Raw genomic sequence first — 19805 nt, forward strand, 5'->3', positions numbered from 1 at the left:
AGGCACCTGAAGGCATGACTACGTTTCAGCCAAAACGCATCGAGGCGTACAGGACATGGGCACCGAAGACCTCACCAACTTTTTGATCGCCAGCAGCGAGCTTCCCAAGACTTTCTCAGAGGATGAGATTGCAGCCTTCGCCGCCCAGCTGCATGTGGAGGAGCACCCGGCTGGTGAACTGTTGATGAAGGAGAGCACGCCCGCCTGCAGCTTGATGTTGCTGTTGTCAGGAGAGGTGCGGCGCATGCTTGCCGATGTGGAACTGGACCTGCTCCGTGCCGGTGAATTCTTCGGTGAAAGCATGTTCACCGACGAAGGCAGTCACTTCGCCAATGTGGTCACAACGCAGCCGGTGACCATTGCACGCCTTTCGGTCGACCACTACGGATCGCTGGTGGAAACGGCACCGATCACCGCGAGGAAGTTCAAGCAATACTTCTCAGCCATCCACATGCAGGAGGTTTACGAGAAGCAGGGACTGAGTTTTGTGGACCAGCGCAGCTACCTCGGCCTGGTGGCCCACAACGAGATGAAGGAAAGCCTGATGGGATTCGCCGGCATCCATGCCGACAAACTCAAGCGTTTTCACCTGGTGGCGACTGGCACCACTGGCATCAAGTTGTATCAGGAAGTGGGGCTGATGATTTCCAAAAAGCTGGCCTCAGGCCCGCTTGGCGGTGATCAGGCGATCGGGAAGATGATCTCGGAAAACAACATCAAAGGTTTGATCTTCTTCCGTGATCCCCTCTCGGCCCATCCCCATCACGCTGATATCGAAGCCTTGGGGCGTTTGTGTGATGTGTATCAGGTCCCGATGGCCACCAATCCCGGTGGAGCAGCTGCCCTGCTCAACTACCTGCTGATCGACCATCCAGAGGAACCGGCCATCCCCAACCGCGTGTTGGAGAAGTACAAAAACGCACAGAAGAAAGTTGTGGCACAACCGGCGTGATGATTTAAATCGTTCGCAATCGACAGGATGTGATCCAGAGCTTGTCTCTTGTGACCTCACGATTGTGAATGGCGTCAGAAAATAGCGTCGCCAACTTCCTTTTCATTGCCATAAATGCTCGCACAATCAATGTGGCGATATCCAATCTTGATGGCTTCCCGTACGGCCGTATAAACCTGTCTTGATTCGGATTTCCAGATGCCCAGACCCAAGAGCGGCATTCTGTTACCGTTGCTTAGGCAGGCGTATTGCATGGCTGTTATTGATTCTTTTGTTGTCTTCAGCTTAAAGCTGAAATCCCCGAGTCACCGTCGATCGTCGTTCTAAAAAATGTCTTTTTCTTCCACTTGGTTGGTGTAGCGACCAATCAGAACTCCCATCACCACCGCTAAATAAAGCGGTCCAATGATTCCTGTCACCACCGCCAGCATCCGCGAGACAGGCATGACCGGTTGGATGTCTCCAAAGCCCACCGTGGTTAAGCAGATAAAAGCGAAATAGTTGATTTGGGAAAAAGCTCTTACGGAGACCAGCACGCTGGCGTTGGGCCCACTGGAAGATTCTTGAAGGATGTTGAGTGGTTCGAAACTGCCCGGCTGAATGGTTTCCACCGCACTCATCACCAATCCAGAGGTGAGCCCCAAAAGCAGATAGCCAGCGGCCGCACCCATCAGCAAGCCAGCCGTCACTTTGCGTTCCTGGGAGAGCCGTTCCACCAAGCGGATCACGCTCCAGCCCACCAGCACACTCCAAGTGAGCACGAGTGGAACGCCGCTCACCACCCAGCGCACAGGCGTGATTTGCCACAACAGCAGGGCAACCAGGGCCGCGAGCCCTAGCAGCTGATACAAACGGTCCTCAACAGTGAGCACCGTTTTGCGGATCATCACCAATTGCGTGAGCAGCAGGGCGATGAGGCCGTAACCCAGGGGGCCGATCCAGCTCAAGCGTGGAAAAGCAAAGCTCACCAACACCACTATGCAGAGGGCTAGCAGCAGCTCATAAATTTTTTCTTGATAGCGGCGCTTCGCTCGGTCTGATTTCATCGTCGGAGCATTCCGCCAGGCTCAGGATTCCAACGATCGCGAACGCCAGCGAGCCCAGCAAGGTGGTGGGTATGCGGGTGATCAGCAGGTGTTTCCTGCTCAAGGAGCGCAGCCTTGGGAACCCATTCGCGCCGGAGCCATGCCCGGTTGCCAATGGGGGCGCAGCCTTTCGCTTGTGACCCAGGCGTTCGGTTCTCCTCCCAGCACGGCCACCCACCAGGGAAACAACCGACTTAGTTTGGTGCGCATTCGGGAAGCAGCTACATGGCGATTCGAGAGGACGACAATCGCCCTAATCGGCGCTTCGGGATCATCAACCTTGTTTTGATTGGCTTCGGAGTGTTGTTGCTGCTCAGCAGCTTTATTCCCAATCAAGGCATGCAACAGGTGCCTCGGGTCCCGTATTCCTTGTTTATCGATCAGGTCAACGATGGAGCGGTTAAGCGTGCCTTCATCACCCAAGATCAAATTCGTTATGAGCTCAGTGAGGTGGAGGAAGGTGCTCCTTCCGTGCTCGCCACCACGCCGATCTTTGACATGGATCTGCCTCAGCGACTGGAGAGCAAAGGCGTTGAGTTTGCCGCCGCGCCGCCGAAGAAGCCCAATATTTTCACCACCATTCTGAGCTGGGTGGTGCCACCACTGATCTTCATCTTGGTATTGCAGTTTTTTGCCCGCCGCTCCATGGGTGGAGGCGGCGCTCAAGGTGCGCTTAATTTCACCAAGAGCAAGGCCAAGGTGTATGTGCCTGATGAGCAATCCCGGGTCACGTTTGCCGACGTGGCAGGTGTGGATGAAGCCAAAGACGAGCTCAATGAGATTGTTGATTTCTTAAAAACACCCGAGCGTTACACCGACATCGGCGCACGCATTCCCAAGGGCGTGTTGCTTGTAGGCCCCCCAGGAACAGGTAAAACTCTGCTCTCCAAAGCCGTGGCTGGCGAGGCCGGTGTTCCTTTCTTCATCATCAGCGGCTCTGAATTTGTAGAACTCTTTGTGGGAGCTGGTGCTGCTCGTGTTCGTGACCTGTTTGAACAGGCCAAAAAGAATGCTCCATGCATCATCTTTATCGACGAGCTAGATGCGATCGGTAAGAGCCGTTCAGGCTCAATGGGTGTGGTTGGAGGCAATGATGAGCGCGAGCAAACGCTGAATCAATTGCTCACCGAAATGGATGGCTTTGCCTCCAAAGACAAACCCGTGATTGTGTTGGCCGCCACCAACCAACCTGAAGTTCTCGATGCCGCTTTACTTCGCCCTGGTCGGTTCGACCGTCAGGTATTGGTCGATCGTCCTGATGTCTCAGGTCGTAAAACGATTCTAGATATTTATGCCAAAAAAGTAAAACTTGCTGACGAGGTTGACCTCGACAAAATCGCTCAAGCCACCAGTGGATTTGCAGGTGCCGATCTTGCCAACCTCGTGAATGAGGCAGCGCTCCTAGCGGCACGTAACTATAAAAAAGAAGTTGTTCAGGGCGACCTTAACGAAGCCATCGAGCGGGTTGTTGCTGGCCTTGAGAAAAAAAGCAGGGTGATGCAAGACGACGAGAAAAAGGTTGTTGCGTACCACGAGGTTGGTCACGCGATCGTGGGACATTTGATGCCAGGCGGCAGCAAAGTGGCCAAGATCTCGATAGTGCCCCGCGGCATGAGTGCTCTCGGCTACACCTTGCAACTCCCCACTGAAGAGCGCTTTCTCAATTCCCGCGAGGATTTGGAAGGGCAAATTGCCACCCTCCTCGGCGGTCGCTCTGCAGAGGAAATTGTTTTCGGCAAAATCACCACAGGAGCTGCCAATGATCTGCAGCGCGCCACCGACATTGCTGAGCAGATGGTTGGCACCTATGGCATGAGCGACACCCTCGGCCCCCTTGCCTACGACAAGCAGGGCGGTGGCCGTTTCCTTGGCGGTAACAACAATCCCCGCCGTGCCGTGAGTGATGCCACGGCTCAAGCGATCGATCGTGAAGTGCGCGGTCTGGTTGATCGTGCCCATGACCAAGCCTTGTCGATCCTGCGCCAAAACATGGCGTTGCTCGAGACGATCTCCCAAAAAATCCTTGAAAAAGAAGTGATTGAAGGAGATGATCTCAAGGATATGCTGTCCGCCAGCGTGATGCCTGAAGAGCAATCCCTCGCTGCTTGATCTTCTGCGCATCCGTTCCCGAAGACACCATTCCAATGTCTAGAACCCTCACGAACTGCTTCCCTTGGGGGCAGTTTTTTTGTTGGATTGATCAGCTTCAGCCGCCGCTAAGAACCGCCGCAACCGGTTCGAAAATTTGAATCCTTTGGCGTCAGGAACAGCAACGGTTCCAGCACGCAGGGGTTGGAAGGCTTGACGAGCAGCCCTTTCATCCCCGATAACACTCCTTTGAAGCCGCTGGCATGGATAAGGGCGTTGCTGCTGTTCTCACCTCCCTGAGCGGGCGTGATTACCTGTCGTCTGCGGACGTTTCGGCGCAGGAAACCCAGGCTCTGCTCGACCTTGCGCGCCAACTGAAGTCTGGTGACCGTCGTATCGATCTCGGCAATCGGGTGTTGGGCTTGATCTTCACCAAAGCGTCCACGCGCACCAGGGTGAGCTTTCAAGTGGCGATGGCCCGCCTCGGTGGTCAAACCGTTGATCTCAATCCCCAGGTCACCCAGCTCGGTCGTGGTGAACCCTTGGAAGATACGGCCAGGGTTTTGAGTCGTTTTTGTGACGCTCTTGCTGTGCGCACCTTTGCCCAACAGGAGCTCGTGGATTACGCCTACTGGGCGTCGATTCCGGTGATCAATGCCCTGACGGACCTCGAACATCCCTGTCAGGCCTTAGCTGATTTCCTCACGATGCAGGAGGCCTTTGGCGATCTGCAAGGTCAAACCCTGGCCTATGTCGGGGATGGAAACAACGTGGCCCACTCCTTGATGCTCTGCGGTGCTCTTTTGGGCGTGAATGTGCGCATCGGTTGTCCCGATGGATTTGAGCCCCTTCCTGGGGTGCTTGATCAAGCCCGTGCTCTTGCCGTATCTGGAGCGCAGATCGAGGTCACCAGTGATCCAGTGGCGGCGGTGCGCGGTGCTCAGGCGCTGTATACGGATGTATGGGCCTCGATGGGCCAGGAGGAGGAGCAAGCGGAGCGCGAGCAGGCGTTTAAAGGTTTTTGCTTGGATGAGGCCCTGCTTTCAGAAGCGGATCCCAAAGCGATTGTTCTGCATTGTTTGCCTGCCCATCGCGATGAGGAGATCAGTGCCGGGGTGATGGAGGGTGCCTCCAGCCGGATCTTTGACCAGGCGGAGAATCGTCTGCATGCCCAGCAGGCGCTCCTCGCCGTGTTGCTTGGTGGTTTGTGAGCGCATCGCCCCAGGCGTTTTCGCTGCCTGGTGGGGCCGTGACTGTGGTTCTCATTCATGGGTTTACCGGCTCACCCTCTGAGATGCAGCTCCTCGCGCAGGCCTTGAATTCCGAGGGCTATGGCGTTGAGGTTCCCCTGCTCATGGGCCACGGCACCACCCTGAGCGATTTGATGGAGGTGCAGCCACAGCAGTGGATCGACCCTCTTGATGCCTTGATCACGCGCCTGTTGTCAGAGGGGCAGAGAGTGGTGGTGGGTGGACTGTCGTTGGGCTCGATTTTGAGCCTGCAACTGGCGTTGCGTTACCCGCAAATCAAGGCTCTCTTGCTGTACTCACCCCCCATTCGCAGCGGAGATCCCCGCCGCTTTTTGGCCCCTTTGCTGATCCGCTTCACGCAATCGCTGCCAAAGCCCGCCTCTGATTTCTTTGATCCGATCGCGGCAGAGCGGCTCTGGTCTTACGACCGCTATCCCGTGGCAACCAGTGCTCGCGTGCTCGATCTCATCTCCTGCACGCGCAAGCAGCTCACCCAGGTTCAGCAACCGCTGCTGGCGATTGCCAGTCGTCGCGACAAGGTGATTTCAGCCAGTGGTCTTCAGCTGTTGATGCGCAGCGTGAACTCTTCTCCTCGAGACCTTCATTGGTTGGAGCGCAGTGGGCATGCGATCACGGTGGATGCTGAATGGATGGTGGTGCGTGATCTCAGTCTCGACTTTCTACGTAAGATTTTTTCAACGTCAACTTGAAGCATGGATCAAGTCGAACGAGACAATTGGCAACGGGTTCTGGAAGCCCTAGAGGCAGCCGGTGACCGTGAGAGCGGCTTTTATCGCAGGGCTCAAGCGATCTGCAACGGTGAGCCAGATCCCTTGCTCGAGCAGGAGCGGCAGGATCAGGAGCAGAGGGAGCAGGGCGCATGAGCATGAATCCGATCGAGCGAGGCCTAGAGCAATCCTTTGAGCTCGAAAAGTGGGGCCGGTTCATCCGTGAGTGCGATGACATCGACACCCTTCGAGAAACAGCTCTTTCTTTGGTGCAGCAACTCGCTCAGCTCAAGGCCTCCGGTGCCTGGATGGCCTCTCGTGCCTCCGAATCTGAAAACGCCAAATTGGAAATGTTGGCGGAATTGATCAAGCAAAAAAATGTCGACCAGGACAATCCATGAGCGTTCTTTCTAGGCTGAACAATTGCGGTGGCTTGCAAACATCTGCTTCAGTGCGAACCATCCTGATCATGGGTTCCACGGCCGCCGCCGTGTCTGTTGCCTCGGCGTTGCCGGGCCATGCCAACTGGTCGCCAAAACCTGAGCCCAAGTTTTGGAGTCAGGTGCGCCGGCAAATGATGGATCAGGAAACGTCTGCGCCATCGGATTGGACGTTTATGGAGGCGATGCAATCCCCCAAGGTCGATGCGGCTGAATATCTGCGTGACCCTCGCCGCCTTGATCAGACGGTGACGTTTCAGGCCCTGTTGTTGATGCGCAAAGGCGAGAGCAACCCGTGGGGTATGCGCCAGCTATCGATGCGCGCCCAATGCCTTGATGGGGTGTTGGAGCGGCAGGATCAGGAGGGGCGTTGGAGTCCCTACCCAGGGCGTCAGGGAACGGCTGCCAAGGTGAACTGGATCTGCGCCCAAGCGCCCAATCCTTGAGCCCCTTGCCAAACCCTCATGGAATAGGTACAAATGTATTGACTGAATTGGACCGTCCCGGTGACCACTGGATCCCCCGAGCCGCTCACCACTGCTCAGCAGGAGCTTTACGACTGGCTGTCGGACTACATCGGTAGCCATCGCCACAGCCCCTCTATTCGTCAGATGATGCAGGCGATGGGGCTGCGTTCACCCGCTCCTGTGCAAAGTCGATTGCGCCATTTGCAGCAGAAGGGTTGGCTCACTTGGCAGGAGGGACAGGCGCGCACCTTGCAATTGTTGGGGGATGTGGCGTCGGGTATTCCGGTGCTTGGCGCTGTAGCGGCAGGTGGTTTGGTGGAAACCTTCGACGATGTGCAGGAACACCTTGATCTGGCTCCGGTGCTCGAAACCCGGGGCTTGTTTGCCCTCACCGTGAATGGTGATTCGATGGTGGATGCCCACATCGCCGATGGTGATGTGGTGCTGATGGAACCTGTGCAGGAGCCGGGTCGCCTGCGTCAGGGCACGATCGTGAGTGCTTTGGTGCCAGGGAGTGGCACCACCCTTAAGCATTTCCATCTCGATGGCCGTGTGGTGCGCTTGGAAGCGGCGAATCCTGCCTATGCCCCCATTGAGTTGCCAGCGGAGCAGGTGCAGGTTCAAGGCAAATTAATGGCGGTGTGGCGCCAGGTTTGAGCTCCGTGGCGGTGTATGCTTCGCCACGACAGCGAACAGGCTTGCGGGTCTTGTAGCTGTTGATGGGGCCATAGCTCAGCTGGTAGAGCACCTGCATGGCATGCAGGGGGTCAGCGGTTCGAATCCGCTTGGCTCCATTGAGATCTCACTCCCTGAGACTGGTGAGTGAGTCTGATTCTTAAGTCTGATTTCAAGTGGGCAGGTTCCTTGTCTTTCCCACCACATGTAGTGGCGAGATTGAAGCTTGCAGTTTCTTGCCGCAGCATGTAGTGTCACTTTAACGAAACTCGAATCATCTCGATTTAACGATTCGTCTGTGGGAGCACGATGATCACCCATCGCCGCAGGCTCTACAAGTCACTAGAGCAGCTGACGGTCTGCTAGTGCACCAGGTGAAACGGTTGGAGACGCCAGTGTCACAGGATTTGGGAATGCTTACCCCCTGGACTTGATAAGCAGACGAGAAGAAACGGGAATAAGCAACCGGATCGTGGACAGATGGCCGGTAGCTGATTTCGTTTTTCGTTCTTTATTGACAACCATGACTTCGTCTTGGAAGCGCACCCCTGATGCTGCTGAGCAGCTCGGCGTCTCAAGCGACACGCTTAAGCGCCGCCGCGATATCGCTGGTGGATTTTTAGAAAACGGACGCGATTACAACCTCGGTCCGAGCCGCAATTCATCGATCACCTGGAACGTTGAAAACGTACGTAGTGCATTCAATCAGCGCGGTCTCCTTGCAAGAAAGGAGGGTTGATCGTGCAAAAAAAAGACCCCCGCTGCTCCTACAGCAAGAGCCCACAATTCGTTAGCTCCATTTTATTTGGAAATCCAGGTCGTTACCTAATGACCTGCCGTCAAGACGTCGAATTAGAGGCTCAAGTTTCTGCCGCCACCGCTCAAGAGGTGCGGTCATGAGCACCTCCCTGATCGAAGAGAACCTTTCTGCTCCATTTAATCCAACTCAAAACGCGCCTTGGATCACCATCGCAGGAGCGAATCAAGGTCTGGACTGCTTTCAGAAGGTTCACGCTCTGATGGATTTACGACCCACCTACAGGGCTGTCATTGGCAGCGTGATGGTTTGGTGTCGTGATGATCTTCAACTATCGAAACCGTCGTATTGGATGAGGCCCTGGCCGATTCATTGTTGGTGCATTGATGACGAAGGGCGAATCGTTGATCCAGCTTTCCGCAATCTCCAATTCTGGGAAAAGGCTTCAAACGTTCGTTTGCCTGATGACCTGACCGCTGCGTCATTCCCGATGATCAAGGACTCAGATCGTCTATTGGTTGACGCTACTTATTTGGTTCATTCCTGGCCTCTCAACGAGACGCCTCAATGTCCAAAGGTGATTTACGCCCCAGGGGTTTTATGGCACTCACCGAATGAGACCAAAGCAAGTTTGAGCTTGTGGGAGCTCAAGTATTGGTCCAAGGCGGCAAGGACCACTACCGCTTATGGGGGAGTGGCTCTATGCCAACTCGTGTGGTTGCTTGATCAGGTCAATAAGGAACTAGAGCCTCGGGGGTTTGGAAATTGAGAACCCCAAAACCTCAACTCCTGCGCCTTCAGACCCTTATTTACCAGGGCTGTTGCCTTCTTCCGTGCGGCGCGAATAAAAACCCACTGATTAAAGCTTGGCCCTCTTCGGATGGTTTTTCCCTGCAGCAAATTGCGGACCATCCAGGCGTGAAATCTGTTGGGTTACGTACCGGTACAGAAGACGGTCGGATCATTTCAGTTGACCTTGATGGCGAAACTGCCGTCGACAAGGTTGCCGAGCACGGTCTCAACCCCTTCACCGGAACTTTCATCGTTGGGCGACGTGGTGACACTTATCGGCTGAAGCTCCAGTTCCAGCTCACCCCTGAACAGGACGCGCAGATCGGTCCATTCCAAGGAAAGATTCATACCAAGGATCCAATCAATGGCGCGAAGGGTGAAGCCGTCGAGATCTTCTACAGCCGGCGTCGTCAGGTGATCATTGGCGGCCGTCATCCCAGTGGTGAGAATTACATCTGGCTTGATGGTTGCGGTCCAGATGCACTGTCAGCGCCGGATGCGCAGTGGTGGGCATTTCTGAAGGAGTGCCACGCCAGCTCATTACAGCCATCGGCAGCGATCCGGAGGGGAGGCACTCCCTCTCGTAACGGCCGTTCCCGCAGGGCTAACCCGTGCCCGACTTGTGGCAGGCATGACGGCCCTGGCGGCTCAAACCTCTGGTGCGAGTACAGCTCCAGCGGACTGTTGTTTTGCATGCCGGGCAGCACGTTTTCAGCGCCTGCTGGGCTCCGCGTTGGTGATGTTCATAACGGATGGGCACTCAAAAAAATCACTCAAACAGCAGACGGTCCCGTTCATGTCTTTGGCAATCACGACCTAGATAAATTGAAGAGGCAGAACAATGCACAAGCTCGTTGAGAAGACCCCATCAGGTTGGTGGGTCGACGACTCAGGCTGGCACCGCACACCCTGCAACGCCGGAGATTTAGCTGCAATGATCCGCGGTGCTGCCTACAAGCTCCGCTTCAACGAACTGTCAATGGAGGTCCAGCTCGATGGTGTGCACGTCACCTCTGAATGGATGGAGACGGCTTACGTCGAGTTCCAGGAGCACGGCTGGAAGGCAAAGAAAAACGACGCTTACGACGCGATCCTTCAGGTCGCGAAAAAGAGTCGCTTCCATCCGATCGAGCAGTACTTCAGGCGGATCGAGCAGGACAAATCCATCAAGCCGGTGGACCTGTCGACATGTGCGCAGGACTACTTCGGGGTGAGCGGTGAGTTGGCGAACGAAATGTTCTGCGCCTTTCTCAGAGGTGCCGTCTGGCGTGTTCTCAACCCTGGGTGTCAGTTCGATGCAGTCCTGACCCTTAAAGGTCCACAAGGCATTCGCAAAACCAGCGCACTAAGGGCCCTGGTGCCTGATCCGGAATGGTTCAGCTCCAGTAGCCATGACCAGCTCAAGGATCAAACCATCGCCCTTCACAGGGTGCTGATCACTGAGCTTGGTGAGCTTGAACATCACACCGGCAAGCGTTCAGCCGGTGCTCTGAAGAACCTGATCACTAACCCTCGTGATTTGCAGCGGGTGCCGTATGGACGGGCCTATGAATTCATGCCCAGGCGGTCTGTCTTGGCCGCCAGCGTTAACGGTGATGACTTCCTTCGAGACACCACAGGGAATCGCCGCTTCTGGGTTGTGGACCTGCCTCAGCAACAGCATGTCGACGTGATTGACACTGATCACATCGCCCGTAATCGAGACCGCATTTGGAAGGCTGCAATCGCGCAATATCGCGATGGACTGAAGCCGATGCTCGGCGAAGCCCATCAAGGGCTTAGCGATAAGCGAAACGAGGGTTACTCGGTCGAAAATCCATTCACAACTGCTGTTGAGTTGCGCTGTCTTCATGCCTTGAAAGCATCGAAAGGCTTTTCGCTATTGCTTGCGATTGAGCTGTCATTGGTCTGTGCATCAATCGAGAAAACCGACGATGGCGATCGTGTCGTTCAACGACCACCAACCACTCGCGATTTTCAGCTAATGGCTGAATGCCTCAAGGGCCTTGGCTTTGAACGTGAGCCAAACCCCACCGGTAAGGAGCGAACACGGAAATGGAGGTTCAATGGCACAGACAACACAGGGGTTAAGTCGAGGGTGTGTGTCAACTGAGAACCAAGGACAGCCCTAGGTTTTGCCATCCCTCAACACATACACACAGGGCTGTCTTCTAAATAAGAGAATTAGATAAAAGAGAAGCAATAGAAGTCTGGGAAAAAGTCTGTGCGTCTGTGTCAGCTCATCAACCGCGCAAGCTTTTGTTTTATCAGGATCGGACAAGGCCCAATGCGTTTTTCATTGCGTTTAAGAATGCGTCTAACGTGATGAATAACATTGCGTTTAAAAATGCGTTTTAGATTATGTTTTAGGGAATCAGATTAAAGGGGTTGCGTAATAGCCAGAGGTGTGTTTACTGCCAGAACTACCGGCACAAAAGCAAAGGCGGCCCTAGGTGCCATTGGGGCTCAAGAATGCTGAAACGTCTGGTAGAAAAAGGCAGAAGCAGTCAAAGCAGGAAAAACCGGGTCTCACCAGGACAACAGAAATTACCCTTTGCATTTGATATCAGACTCAATCAAATACCAGACGAGTGGCATCAAGTTGCGGTGAGATTTAGAAAAGCCAATGGCATAAGAGATGGCGATTAACGGCTATTGCTGTGGTGAATAAATTGAGGGGGGTAAGCGTATCATTAGAGATCTTGAATGCAGAGGTTGAGTTTGCCTTGCCTAAATACTTAAAGTGGAATTAATTAATATAGAAATCATCGATGGAAGAAATGCTGGCACGATATAGGTGCCAGGTATCGTATGCCTCATTAGGGAAATTTAGGCGTGATTAGGCAGTGATTAAAGAAATAAAAAGCCCCTGTGGTGGCAGGAGGTTTTGGATGTTAAGGTCTAGGAACACATCTACACCCGCATTCGGTGGTTGTACAGGTATTGATCAATACAGGTTTGTGAGGAATCCCTGTTCGCTCCTCCAGTGGGTTAAATCAGGTGAATCGTGCACCCTCACATCCCGGCTGCTTGGTGTTGATGTTAGGGCATTGATCACAGGGTGTTGTTGAACTTTTTTCCGTTGCGCTGTTGTAGCCGCACCACCAAATTGCACTTTAAGGTCTGCTGAAACTCTTGTCTCGAATGCCTCGTCGTAGGAGATATTCACTCCAGCTGTTAAACCACTGCTGATTTCATAAGCCAAGCGTCCGAATACGCCAGAACCATCTGCTGAACCAAGGTCACCTTGCTGGTAGTAATAGCCAACAGAAGCATTCAGCTCAGGAGTGATGAAATAACCAACATCAAGCCCGTAGGTGTTGAGTGAACCGCCTTGAAAAACGCTGTTGAGTTGAGCTTCTTTCTCACCAACCGGAACTAAGGCATAGGCATTGAAGTTCCAACTGTCTGAGACAGCTTCTGCATTCACAGCAACCTGCTGGAAGAAGACACTGCTCTTGTCTGTGACGGATACCCCTGTATCGGCATCACCTGTAGCCATCGGACGGCTGTCATAACCAGCATTCAGCCCAAACATCCAGCTGCGGTCTCCATTCAGCCAGCGATAACCAAGCCTTGAGGAAGTGCTGATCGTGGTGCCAGCAACTTCTGTATTGATCAGGCTGCTGTCATTGCCGTAATCAGCGAAGTTGACATTCGCCAGTACATCAGCAAAGAACACACTGTTCTCGCCAACAGAGAGAGGCAAGAACCCACCAATACCTGCTTGATTCGGTGTTCCAGCTCCTTGCAATGCAACTTGAAACCCAATGGTGGGCTTGACAACACCCCTAAGGCTGATGCTCATCACACCAAGGTCATCAACACTGCCGTCCTCTTGCGCAATGGCGGGCAGAGAAGCAAGAGAGATGGCAGAAGCAAGCAGCCCCAGGGAGAGACGACGCAGCATTAGGCGTTAATAGATGGCGTAACGATGCCTTGCTTGTGCTGCTGCTACACGCTGCAGTAGGCAGTTTCAGCTTTGCTGCTATTCAGTAAGCAACAAAAACCCCGCTCGTGGCGGGGCTAATGAATATTCAGTCGGGAGATCGTTAGCGACAATTCACCATCTGGTTGTTGATTCAATGGGTCGATCATCTCGTCGGCTTCCTCCAGGACATTCATTTCATATCACGCTTAGATGCAATAGCCGTCAGTTTCTGATTGCCAAAGGATTGAGAAGGGATGTGCTGCTTGCTGTGCTCACTAAAGCCAAGCAGAAGGTGCCTCATCGCTTATATGCGGTGTGTCTGATGGCTAATCACCTGCATTTGCTTCTGCGTCCTGATGATGCAAATGAATTGCCAAAGCTGATGCATTGGTTTGGCTGGTATTCAGCCATGGCACTAAACCGCCTTTCTGGTCGTTGCGGGCATTTTTGGGAAGCCAGGTATTACGCCACTGCGATTGCTCCAAAAGATCACAGGCGAGTGCTGAATACGTTGCGGTATATCCACGCCAATCCAAAGGCAGCAGGAATCAGAAAAGGGTTTTATGACCCCTATTCCAACTACGGGCATTACGGAAGATTGGCGTGTGATGGCATCAGTGAGTGGCACCCAAGCTTTCTGCAATTGGCATCAAGCCTGAAGGGATGCTCCAAGCGCTATGCACGCTTTTGCCAAAAGTATCGCCATCACGCCAAAGGAGCAGCCAAGTGCCACTGGGGCTCAAGCATGCTGAAGCGATTGGTTGAGACAAGAGGTGGTCGTAGAAGCAAGAGCAAGCGTGTCTCACCAGGGCAACAAAAATTGCCGTTTGCCTTTGATGTGCGGCTCAATCAAATCCCAGCGGAGTGGCATCAAATTGCGGTGAGATTTAGAAGGGCAAATGGCATTCGTGATGGCGATCAAATACTCAAGCTTTGGTGATTAAGCTAGGGAATATAAATAGCTTTAGAGTAAATTAAGTCAAGGGTGGATTTGTTATGAATACGTAAAATTATTTCTGATTAGTTCCTTCCAAATAAGCCATCAAGGCAACTTTCTACATTGCAATGGTGCCAGGTATTAAAGGCTGATTTACTGGTTTATGGGTGTGACTGAAGAAATAAAAAGCCCCTGTGGTTGCAGGGACTTCTGGGGTTAGGTTGGTTGGGTTATGTGTCGGTTCATATAGTGATTTATTGTTTAGTTTACCCCATTTGGGTATTCACTCTCTGATCCATACACCCCATTCGCCTTAACTCTTCCCTCGTTGAATTCCATAATTGCCATTCGTCTGCGTTGCATGCATCTTCGTCGTGCACCCGCACATCCCGATTGCTTGGCGTTGATGTTAGGGCTTCAACTGCAGCATTGGATTTCGGTGTTTCTTTCCCAGGACCACCATTGGTATTGAAGCGCCACTTGATGTCAGCGGAGAAGCGTGACTTGAATGCACTGTCATAAGAGAGGTTGGTGCCAAGCGTTAGTCCGTTGTTGATGGAATAAGCGAGGCGACCCAAAACACCAGAGCCATCAGCCTCATTCATATCACCGTTTTGGTAGTAGTAACCAACAGATGCCCTTAGGGCTGGCGTCAGGTTGTAACCCGCATCCAAGCCAAAGGTATCTAGTGCGCCGCCTTGATAGACGGTGTTGAGCTGTTGCTCGGTATCACCAGTCGGGATAAGTGCATAAGCATTGAATGCCCACTTGTCGCTTACTGCTTCTGCATTGACTGCAGCCTGCTGGAAGAAGACCGTGCTGCGGTTGGTCACAGGCACCCCCGTATCGGCATAGCCCGTTGCCATTGGTCGGGTGTCATAACCCGCATTCAGCCCATACATCCAACTGCGGTCACCATTGAGCCAGCGATAACCCAGCCGTGATGAGGTGCTGATCGTGGTGCCAGCAACAGTGGTGTTGATGATGCTGCTGTCATTGCCGTAATCAGCGAAGTTGACGTTCGCCAGTACATCAGCAAAGAAGACGCTGTTGTCTCCAACAGAGAGAGGCAAGAACCCGCCAATACCGGCTTGATTCGGTGTGCCTGCTCCCTGCAGTGCGCCTTGAAAACCAATAGTGGGTTTGACGACATCCTTCAGGCTGATGCTCATCACACCAAGGTCATCAGCACTGCCGTCTTCTTGAGCAATGGCAGGAAGGGAAGCAACAGAGATGGCAGAAGCCAACAGCCCTAGGGAGAGACGACGCAGCATGGAGCGTGAATTAGATGCCGTAACGATGCCTTGCTTGTGCTGGTGATGTCCGCTGCAGTAGGCAGTTTCAGCTTTGCTGCTATTCAGTAGGCAATAAAAAACTCCCGCTGTTAAGCGAGAGCTGATTGATGTGAAATCCTTGGTTTACTTGGCGTATGACACGCCGCGATAGGTCAATGGTGCCTTCTTGGTTGCATCAAAACCAACACCTTTGTGCTGGACATACTGCTTACCACGATAGGTGAGAGTCATTTGAGGTTCCTCAGAAATCCAGGTCCCCGTTCCGTGGCCTGGCGAGTCTGCGCCTCACAGAAGTGAGGTGAACGTTCTTTGTAGTTGGTACTACTTTATTTTTATAGCAACAACGTCAACGTTTCTGTTGTTCGTGCTGTTACACAAGTGAATCCAATCTTTCTATTGGCAGCATATCTATACAGAAACGAAAAAACCCCCAACAGTTAGGGCAGGGTTAGAAGGCTTTAGCGTTGGTTGCCAGAGCTTCATCAGCAGTGCCACGCTTGCGCTTATCAGGCAGCTTGGTCGAAATGATGTCGTCATACAACTAATCCAAGTCCTCACCCGTTATGGGTACAACACCTCCATAATTTCCCAACGGGACTGCAGACTCACGCCTAGCTGCCAAGCCATCAGCCTGTCCCTTTCCTCTTCCACCAATAAGAACACCATCCAATCCGGCTCGACCTCACCAGCCACATCCCTTCCAAGCTGTTCAATACCGAGGGTTAACCAAGACTTGTAGCCATCAACGTCGTTAGCTCTCAGTGCCATCAGTAGCTCCTGCAGCAGAGCAAGCGTCATTTGAGTGTCGACGGTCATTGCAGGTGGGTGACTGATTGGAGTATTCCCCGCTGCAATCAAAAACCCCGTTCGTGGCGGGGCTTGGTTAATTCTTAGTTGGGGAAGTGATTTCAACATCTTCTATTGCAACACAAGGGTCCTTACTGGCTAATATTAAGTGAGTTGATTCGAGGCACGTTGCTTTTGCAGGCAATACGCGAAGGAATAGTTAGAAGATTGCACGTATTGCAGACTTTCCCCCACGTATAGGCTAGTTCATGAGTGCAACAAAGACATTGATTTCTGTTTCTGAAGCTGCTGAAATTCTTGGTCGATCCAAAAGTACGGTTTATGCCGCTTTGAATGAGACACCGCCGCGGCTGCATTATCACGATGTACGGCGTCGGTTGCTTCTAAGGGAAGGTCTTGAAACACGTTTCGCCCGATCAACCCGGCCACGAATTGATAAACCTCAGGCACAGGCGGCGGAGAGAAAGAGGAAGACAGCTGATTTTCAGAAACAATGGGAGATCATTGCAGAAACTGCAAACAAAACCCTTGATTGCGGTGCTTGGCCAGGTCCGCCATGGTCGGGTAAACAATGGGCAGTTTTAGCTGGATGTATTGATATTGCTATTGAAGAGGCCAACTCTGAGATTTGAGGCAGGGTGCTTACTGTGAAATATTTTCCAGAGTGTTAACTAAGTGATTGTTTCTAGGGATTTAATCGCAGCATCAACTGCGATTTTTGTAGAGGCAGTGTCAGTCCATTGGCCGTAATGGCGAATGTGGGTTCGTAAGTCATGCCCCATCATCCACGCAGTGTCTCTTAAGGGAACTGGCTGGGGATAATACTTCGCTGATCTCCATGCATAGCCATGCCTTAGGCAATAGGGGGTTAGTTCAGGATTTTTCTGTTTCAGCGTTTGCCAGGTTGGGTTTCGATCGAGGTATTGGCGGAAGGTATGTCCGCATGCCTTGTAGGCGTCTGGTTCGAGATTTCTGATGCTTTTTGGGAGCCTCACCAATCCGCTGGCATACAGCTGAACGAGTCGGGCACCTTCGCCTGGTAGCTCTTTTAGCGGTAGCTCCACGGCATTCCTTGGTGGTTTTGGTTCAGCGGCACTGTGAGCGTTTCGCTTTACGTTGCCGACCATCAACTCGCCATCTTCAACGTTCAGAACCATTAGTTCGGCTGGTCGAAGACCAAACAAGCCAACGAGACCAACGGCGAGCCTTAATTCAGGATCTGACTCCAATCCATTCAGCAGGACTAAAAGTTCTTCGGGTTTGATCGGTGTTGTTGGTTTGGGCGTCGATTGCCGCTTACCGATTAGCTCCTTCATGTCGTCGCATTCCAATGGCAACCACTTTTTGTTCGCTCCGCATTTGTTGACGGCAAACCTTAGGAACCGTGCGACGTCCAACATGTTGCGTTTTCGCCCTGATGATCCTGGCTCCATCTCCATCAGGTGTTTTCTGGCATAGAGCCGCATCAATCCACCGCCATCGTGTGCGGCACCACTTCGAGCAGTTATTAGATCCACGGCTCTATTGATTCGATATTCCTCGTGTTCGGCGTAGTTCGTGGCTTTTACGGTTCCTGAACCAACCCGACTGTCTTTGTAGCGTCCTTGGACTTCGCTCCAGTTCAGGTCGACACCAGTGACTTCAGGACTATTTCTGACCAACTGATATGCGTCAGTCATTCCAATGTTGAGTTGATCCATTCGGTCGACGAGCTCACCAATCAGGTTGAGAACCTTGCGATGACTTCCTCGCGTGAAGAGCAGATCGGTCGATATGAATTGCGTTCGACCGTGGCGAGCATTGCCAGCTTCAGCCTTTCCAATTTTGAAGCGACCGTATTGATCTTTGAGGACCCACCCAGGTCCGTAGTCACCTTTGACGCCTTGCCGGAGTGTTTTTAACCACTGCTGCGCCTGAGCCATGAGTCTCTTCTTGGCGTGCAAGTGATTTAAGGATGTCAGAAATGAGTCTGATTTTCAAGTCTGATTTCTGCTTTTTCTTGCTGCAGCAGGCTGTGGCAGGTTGTCGCGTCTTCCCTAAGAAAGCCTATTTTCACTCAGGTTTTTGCTGTTGTCGCAACGCTTCTCAGGTTCTGCTGGCTTTTCATGGCATGCAGGGGGTCAGCGGTTCGAATCCGCTTGGCTCCACTTCAAGAATAAAACTTGTCACTGACAGGTTTTTTGGCGGCACGTAAGAGCCGCTTTTTTAATGCCGAAAAAGCTAAATATCATTTTTGATGCGCAAAATGATGCACAAAAATTTGGTGTCCCGTATGGCCGCGGCTGTTTCCTTCGGTATCTCATGCGAGCTGACTCTGCCCAGCGCGTGGTTGGTTGTTCTGTCATCTCTGGAATCGATCTGGATGGCTTCGCACTTGTGCTGAGGGCTATGTGGCGCGCCTCATTCCCCGTGTTAAGCAACTTGCTTCTTCGAGAAGTAGCTGCTGCGGGTCACCAGGGTGGCTGTGTTTGCTTGGGCGATATGGCGGGTTTGGAAGACCAACGGCTGAAGCAATTGGGCTGAACTGGACTCATCCTTTCGAGTGGTTGGGTCTTACCCCAATGGGCAATCTGGCCAAACTGCTCTGATGTGGCAGCAGCAGCCTGATTACGCGCGATACAAGGAGAAGTCCAACAGTGAAGGCTGGCTGTTGAACAGACAAGAGGGAACGCTCATCCAGATCAAACCCGATGCAGCAACGCAACATGCCCAGTTCGTATTGGTGAGCTACTACCGTTTGTCAGCACGGCTGAAGAAACCTGTACGGCAGCAGCAAATGCTCCGTTACCTAGGCATCATGCGCACAACAGATTCAGTTCAATGCTCCGATCGCTTTCAGTCTTAACTTTGGTCATTTGCTTAAGCGTTATCTCGCTTTTGACTGCTTGCTCGAATGATGGCATTGCATCGTTGAATCCTAGTGTTGATCGGGAAGCGGGTTTGGTTGAGCTGGGCACAATGGATCAAGCACCAAACATGGATCAAGAATCACTCAACTTTGATCGCCTATAGCCAATTGATCTGAGGTGGTGTCACGAACCAGTTGATGCGTTATGCCGACAAGTCTTGGCTGGCACTCGGCATTGAAGAGATTTAGAGATGATCTTTATTAGCTAGTCCGAGAATGATGAAAAGCATTATTTAACTTCGCCCGGTGAAGCGATATTAATTCAGCCGATCCAAATTCCAAGCAGGATTCCGATGATCAAAGCCGAGAACCAGACAAGGGCTCCCATCTGGTATTCGCTAAGACCAAGCTTTTTCTTGATCCAGAAATAAGCATCACGATCTGCGCCAACGATTGACTTTAAGGGGTTTTTAGCCATTTGATTTAAGTGCAGTCGTTCTGATTTTTGCAAAGGAACCTATTTGATGCAAGAGGTAATGATCAGCACTGTCATCCTTCGCAGCTAGAACCAGCGTGTCTACAAGGGCACCCTCGGTTCGAGTCCCGCACTCTTCGCTTCGCAACCAAGTAATCCCCGCCACAAGCTGGGTTTTTTAATGCTTACTGAATAGCAGCAAAGCTGAAACTGCCTACTGCAGCGTGCAGCAGCAGCACAAGCAAAGGCATCATTACGGCATCTATTAACGCTCCATG

General features: G+C 52.6%; 24 protein-coding genes and 1 tRNA gene. 17 read left to right on the forward strand and 8 right to left on the reverse strand.

Going from position 1 to position 19805, the window contains the following annotated elements:
• Positions 1–55 precede the first annotated feature (55 nt).
• Positions 56–952, forward strand: coding sequence for a methylglyoxal synthase (locus SynROS8604_RS04890; protein WP_186545348.1), 897 nt, complete (start codon positions 56–58; stop codon positions 950–952).
• A 74-nt stretch (positions 953–1026) separates the two neighbouring features.
• Here the strand turns inward: SynROS8604_RS04890 and SynROS8604_RS16205 are convergent, their stop codons facing one another.
• From SynROS8604_RS16205 to SynROS8604_RS04905, 3 genes are all read right to left on the reverse strand, one after another.
• Positions 1027–1206 carry an aldo/keto reductase gene (locus SynROS8604_RS16205; protein WP_370586550.1) on the reverse strand — a complete coding sequence of 60 codons (180 nt, stop codon included), beginning with the start codon at positions 1204–1206 and terminating at the stop codon, positions 1027–1029.
• Positions 1207–1275: 69 nt separating this feature from the next.
• A complete protein-coding gene (locus tag SynROS8604_RS04900; RefSeq protein ID WP_186545349.1) occupies positions 1276–1998 on the reverse strand; it encodes a potassium channel family protein in 723 nt (240 codons plus the stop codon).
• A 99-nt stretch (positions 1999–2097) separates the two neighbouring features.
• Positions 2098–2247, reverse strand: a complete 150-nt coding sequence (locus SynROS8604_RS04905; protein WP_186545350.1) for a hypothetical protein — start codon at positions 2245–2247, stop codon at positions 2098–2100.
• Positions 2248–2262: 15 nt separating this feature from the next.
• On the opposite strand from SynROS8604_RS04905, the gene ftsH reads away from it, so the two are divergent.
• From ftsH to SynROS8604_RS04965, 12 genes are all read left to right on the forward strand, one after another.
• Entirely contained in the window at positions 2263–4146 is a 1884-nt protein-coding gene (ftsH, locus tag SynROS8604_RS04910; RefSeq protein ID WP_186545351.1) for an ATP-dependent zinc metalloprotease FtsH, read from the forward strand.
• Positions 4147–4388: 242 nt separating this feature from the next.
• Positions 4389–5336: an ornithine carbamoyltransferase gene (gene argF / locus SynROS8604_RS04915; RefSeq protein WP_186545352.1), complete on the forward strand. Its 948-nt coding sequence runs from the start codon at positions 4389–4391 to the stop codon at positions 5334–5336.
• Positions 5333–6085 carry a carboxylesterase gene (locus SynROS8604_RS04920; protein WP_186545353.1) on the forward strand — a complete coding sequence of 251 codons (753 nt, stop codon included), beginning with the start codon at positions 5333–5335 and terminating at the stop codon, positions 6083–6085. Before argF ends, SynROS8604_RS04920 begins: the two co-directional genes overlap by 4 nt.
• A gap of 3 nt (positions 6086–6088) precedes the next feature.
• Entirely contained in the window at positions 6089–6259 is a 171-nt protein-coding gene (locus tag SynROS8604_RS04925) for a hypothetical protein (RefSeq protein ID WP_186545354.1), read from the forward strand.
• Positions 6256–6504, forward strand: coding sequence for a hypothetical protein (locus tag SynROS8604_RS04930; RefSeq protein WP_186545355.1), 249 nt, complete (start codon positions 6256–6258; stop codon positions 6502–6504). Before SynROS8604_RS04925 ends, SynROS8604_RS04930 begins: the two co-directional genes overlap by 4 nt.
• Entirely contained in the window at positions 6501–6989 is a 489-nt protein-coding gene (locus SynROS8604_RS04935) for a hypothetical protein (RefSeq protein ID WP_186545356.1), read from the forward strand. Before SynROS8604_RS04930 ends, SynROS8604_RS04935 begins: the two co-directional genes overlap by 4 nt.
• A 60-nt stretch (positions 6990–7049) precedes the next feature.
• Positions 7050–7667 (forward strand): transcriptional repressor LexA, encoded by a 618-nt coding sequence (gene lexA, locus SynROS8604_RS04940; protein ID WP_255445198.1) that lies wholly within the window; start codon positions 7050–7052, stop codon positions 7665–7667.
• Between the two features lie 64 nt (positions 7668–7731).
• A tRNA-Ala gene (locus SynROS8604_RS04945) sits at positions 7732–7804 on the forward strand.
• 404 nt (positions 7805–8208) lie between these two features.
• On the forward strand, positions 8209–8424 hold the full coding sequence (locus SynROS8604_RS04950; RefSeq protein WP_186545357.1) for a hypothetical protein: 216 nt from the start codon (positions 8209–8211) through the stop codon (positions 8422–8424).
• A gap of 157 nt (positions 8425–8581) precedes the next feature.
• Positions 8582–9211: a hypothetical protein gene (locus SynROS8604_RS04955; protein WP_186545358.1), complete on the forward strand. Its 630-nt coding sequence runs from the start codon at positions 8582–8584 to the stop codon at positions 9209–9211.
• The gene (locus SynROS8604_RS04960; protein ID WP_186545359.1) at positions 9208–10092 is read left to right on the forward strand and encodes a bifunctional DNA primase/polymerase; all 885 of its coding nucleotides are present in this window, start codon (positions 9208–9210) and stop codon (positions 10090–10092) included. Before SynROS8604_RS04955 ends, SynROS8604_RS04960 begins: the two co-directional genes overlap by 4 nt.
• On the forward strand, positions 10076–11347 hold the full coding sequence (locus tag SynROS8604_RS04965) for a VapE domain-containing protein (RefSeq protein ID WP_186545360.1): 1272 nt from the start codon (positions 10076–10078) through the stop codon (positions 11345–11347). Before SynROS8604_RS04960 ends, SynROS8604_RS04965 begins: the two co-directional genes overlap by 17 nt.
• An 834-nt stretch (positions 11348–12181) precedes the next feature.
• On the opposite strand, the gene SynROS8604_RS04970 is transcribed toward SynROS8604_RS04965, so the two are convergent.
• A complete protein-coding gene (locus SynROS8604_RS04970) occupies positions 12182–13144 on the reverse strand; it encodes a carbamoyl-phosphate synthase (RefSeq protein WP_186545361.1) in 963 nt (320 codons plus the stop codon).
• Positions 13145–13319: 175 nt separating this feature from the next.
• On the opposite strand from SynROS8604_RS04970, the gene SynROS8604_RS04975 reads away from it, so the two are divergent.
• Positions 13320–14105 (forward strand): transposase, encoded by a 786-nt coding sequence (locus tag SynROS8604_RS04975; RefSeq protein ID WP_186545362.1) that lies wholly within the window; start codon positions 13320–13322, stop codon positions 14103–14105.
• Between the two features lie 263 nt (positions 14106–14368).
• Here the strand turns inward: SynROS8604_RS04975 and SynROS8604_RS04980 are convergent, their stop codons facing one another.
• Positions 14369–15376 carry a carbamoyl-phosphate synthase L chain gene (locus SynROS8604_RS04980; RefSeq protein WP_255445199.1) on the reverse strand — a complete coding sequence of 336 codons (1008 nt, stop codon included), beginning with the start codon at positions 15374–15376 and terminating at the stop codon, positions 14369–14371.
• 582 nt (positions 15377–15958) lie between these two features.
• Positions 15959–16213 carry a hypothetical protein gene (locus tag SynROS8604_RS04990; protein ID WP_255445200.1) on the reverse strand — a complete coding sequence of 85 codons (255 nt, stop codon included), beginning with the start codon at positions 16211–16213 and terminating at the stop codon, positions 15959–15961.
• A 239-nt stretch (positions 16214–16452) separates the two neighbouring features.
• Between SynROS8604_RS04990 and SynROS8604_RS04995 the strand changes: the two genes are divergently transcribed.
• Positions 16453–16836 carry a hypothetical protein gene (locus SynROS8604_RS04995; protein ID WP_186545363.1) on the forward strand — a complete coding sequence of 128 codons (384 nt, stop codon included), beginning with the start codon at positions 16453–16455 and terminating at the stop codon, positions 16834–16836.
• A gap of 39 nt (positions 16837–16875) precedes the next feature.
• Here SynROS8604_RS04995 and SynROS8604_RS05000 read toward each other — a convergent pair whose 3' ends face one another.
• Positions 16876–18126, reverse strand: coding sequence for a hypothetical protein (locus SynROS8604_RS05000; protein ID WP_186545364.1), 1251 nt, complete (start codon positions 18124–18126; stop codon positions 16876–16878).
• Positions 18127–18505: 379 nt separating this feature from the next.
• Between SynROS8604_RS05000 and SynROS8604_RS05010 the strand changes: the two genes are divergently transcribed.
• The gene (locus tag SynROS8604_RS05010; RefSeq protein WP_186545366.1) at positions 18506–18727 is read left to right on the forward strand and encodes a hypothetical protein; all 222 of its coding nucleotides are present in this window, start codon (positions 18506–18508) and stop codon (positions 18725–18727) included.
• 64 nt (positions 18728–18791) lie between these two features.
• On the forward strand, positions 18792–19049 hold the full coding sequence (locus tag SynROS8604_RS05015) for a hypothetical protein (protein WP_186545367.1): 258 nt from the start codon (positions 18792–18794) through the stop codon (positions 19047–19049).
• A 325-nt stretch (positions 19050–19374) separates the two neighbouring features.
• On the opposite strand, the gene SynROS8604_RS05020 is transcribed toward SynROS8604_RS05015, so the two are convergent.
• Entirely contained in the window at positions 19375–19563 is a 189-nt protein-coding gene (locus SynROS8604_RS05020) for a hypothetical protein (RefSeq protein ID WP_186546121.1), read from the reverse strand.
• Between the last annotated feature and the right edge of the window lie 242 nt (positions 19564–19805).

This window comes from Synechococcus sp. ROS8604, assembly GCF_014279655.1.
Taxonomy (GTDB): domain Bacteria; phylum Cyanobacteriota; class Cyanobacteriia; order PCC-6307; family Cyanobiaceae; genus Synechococcus_C.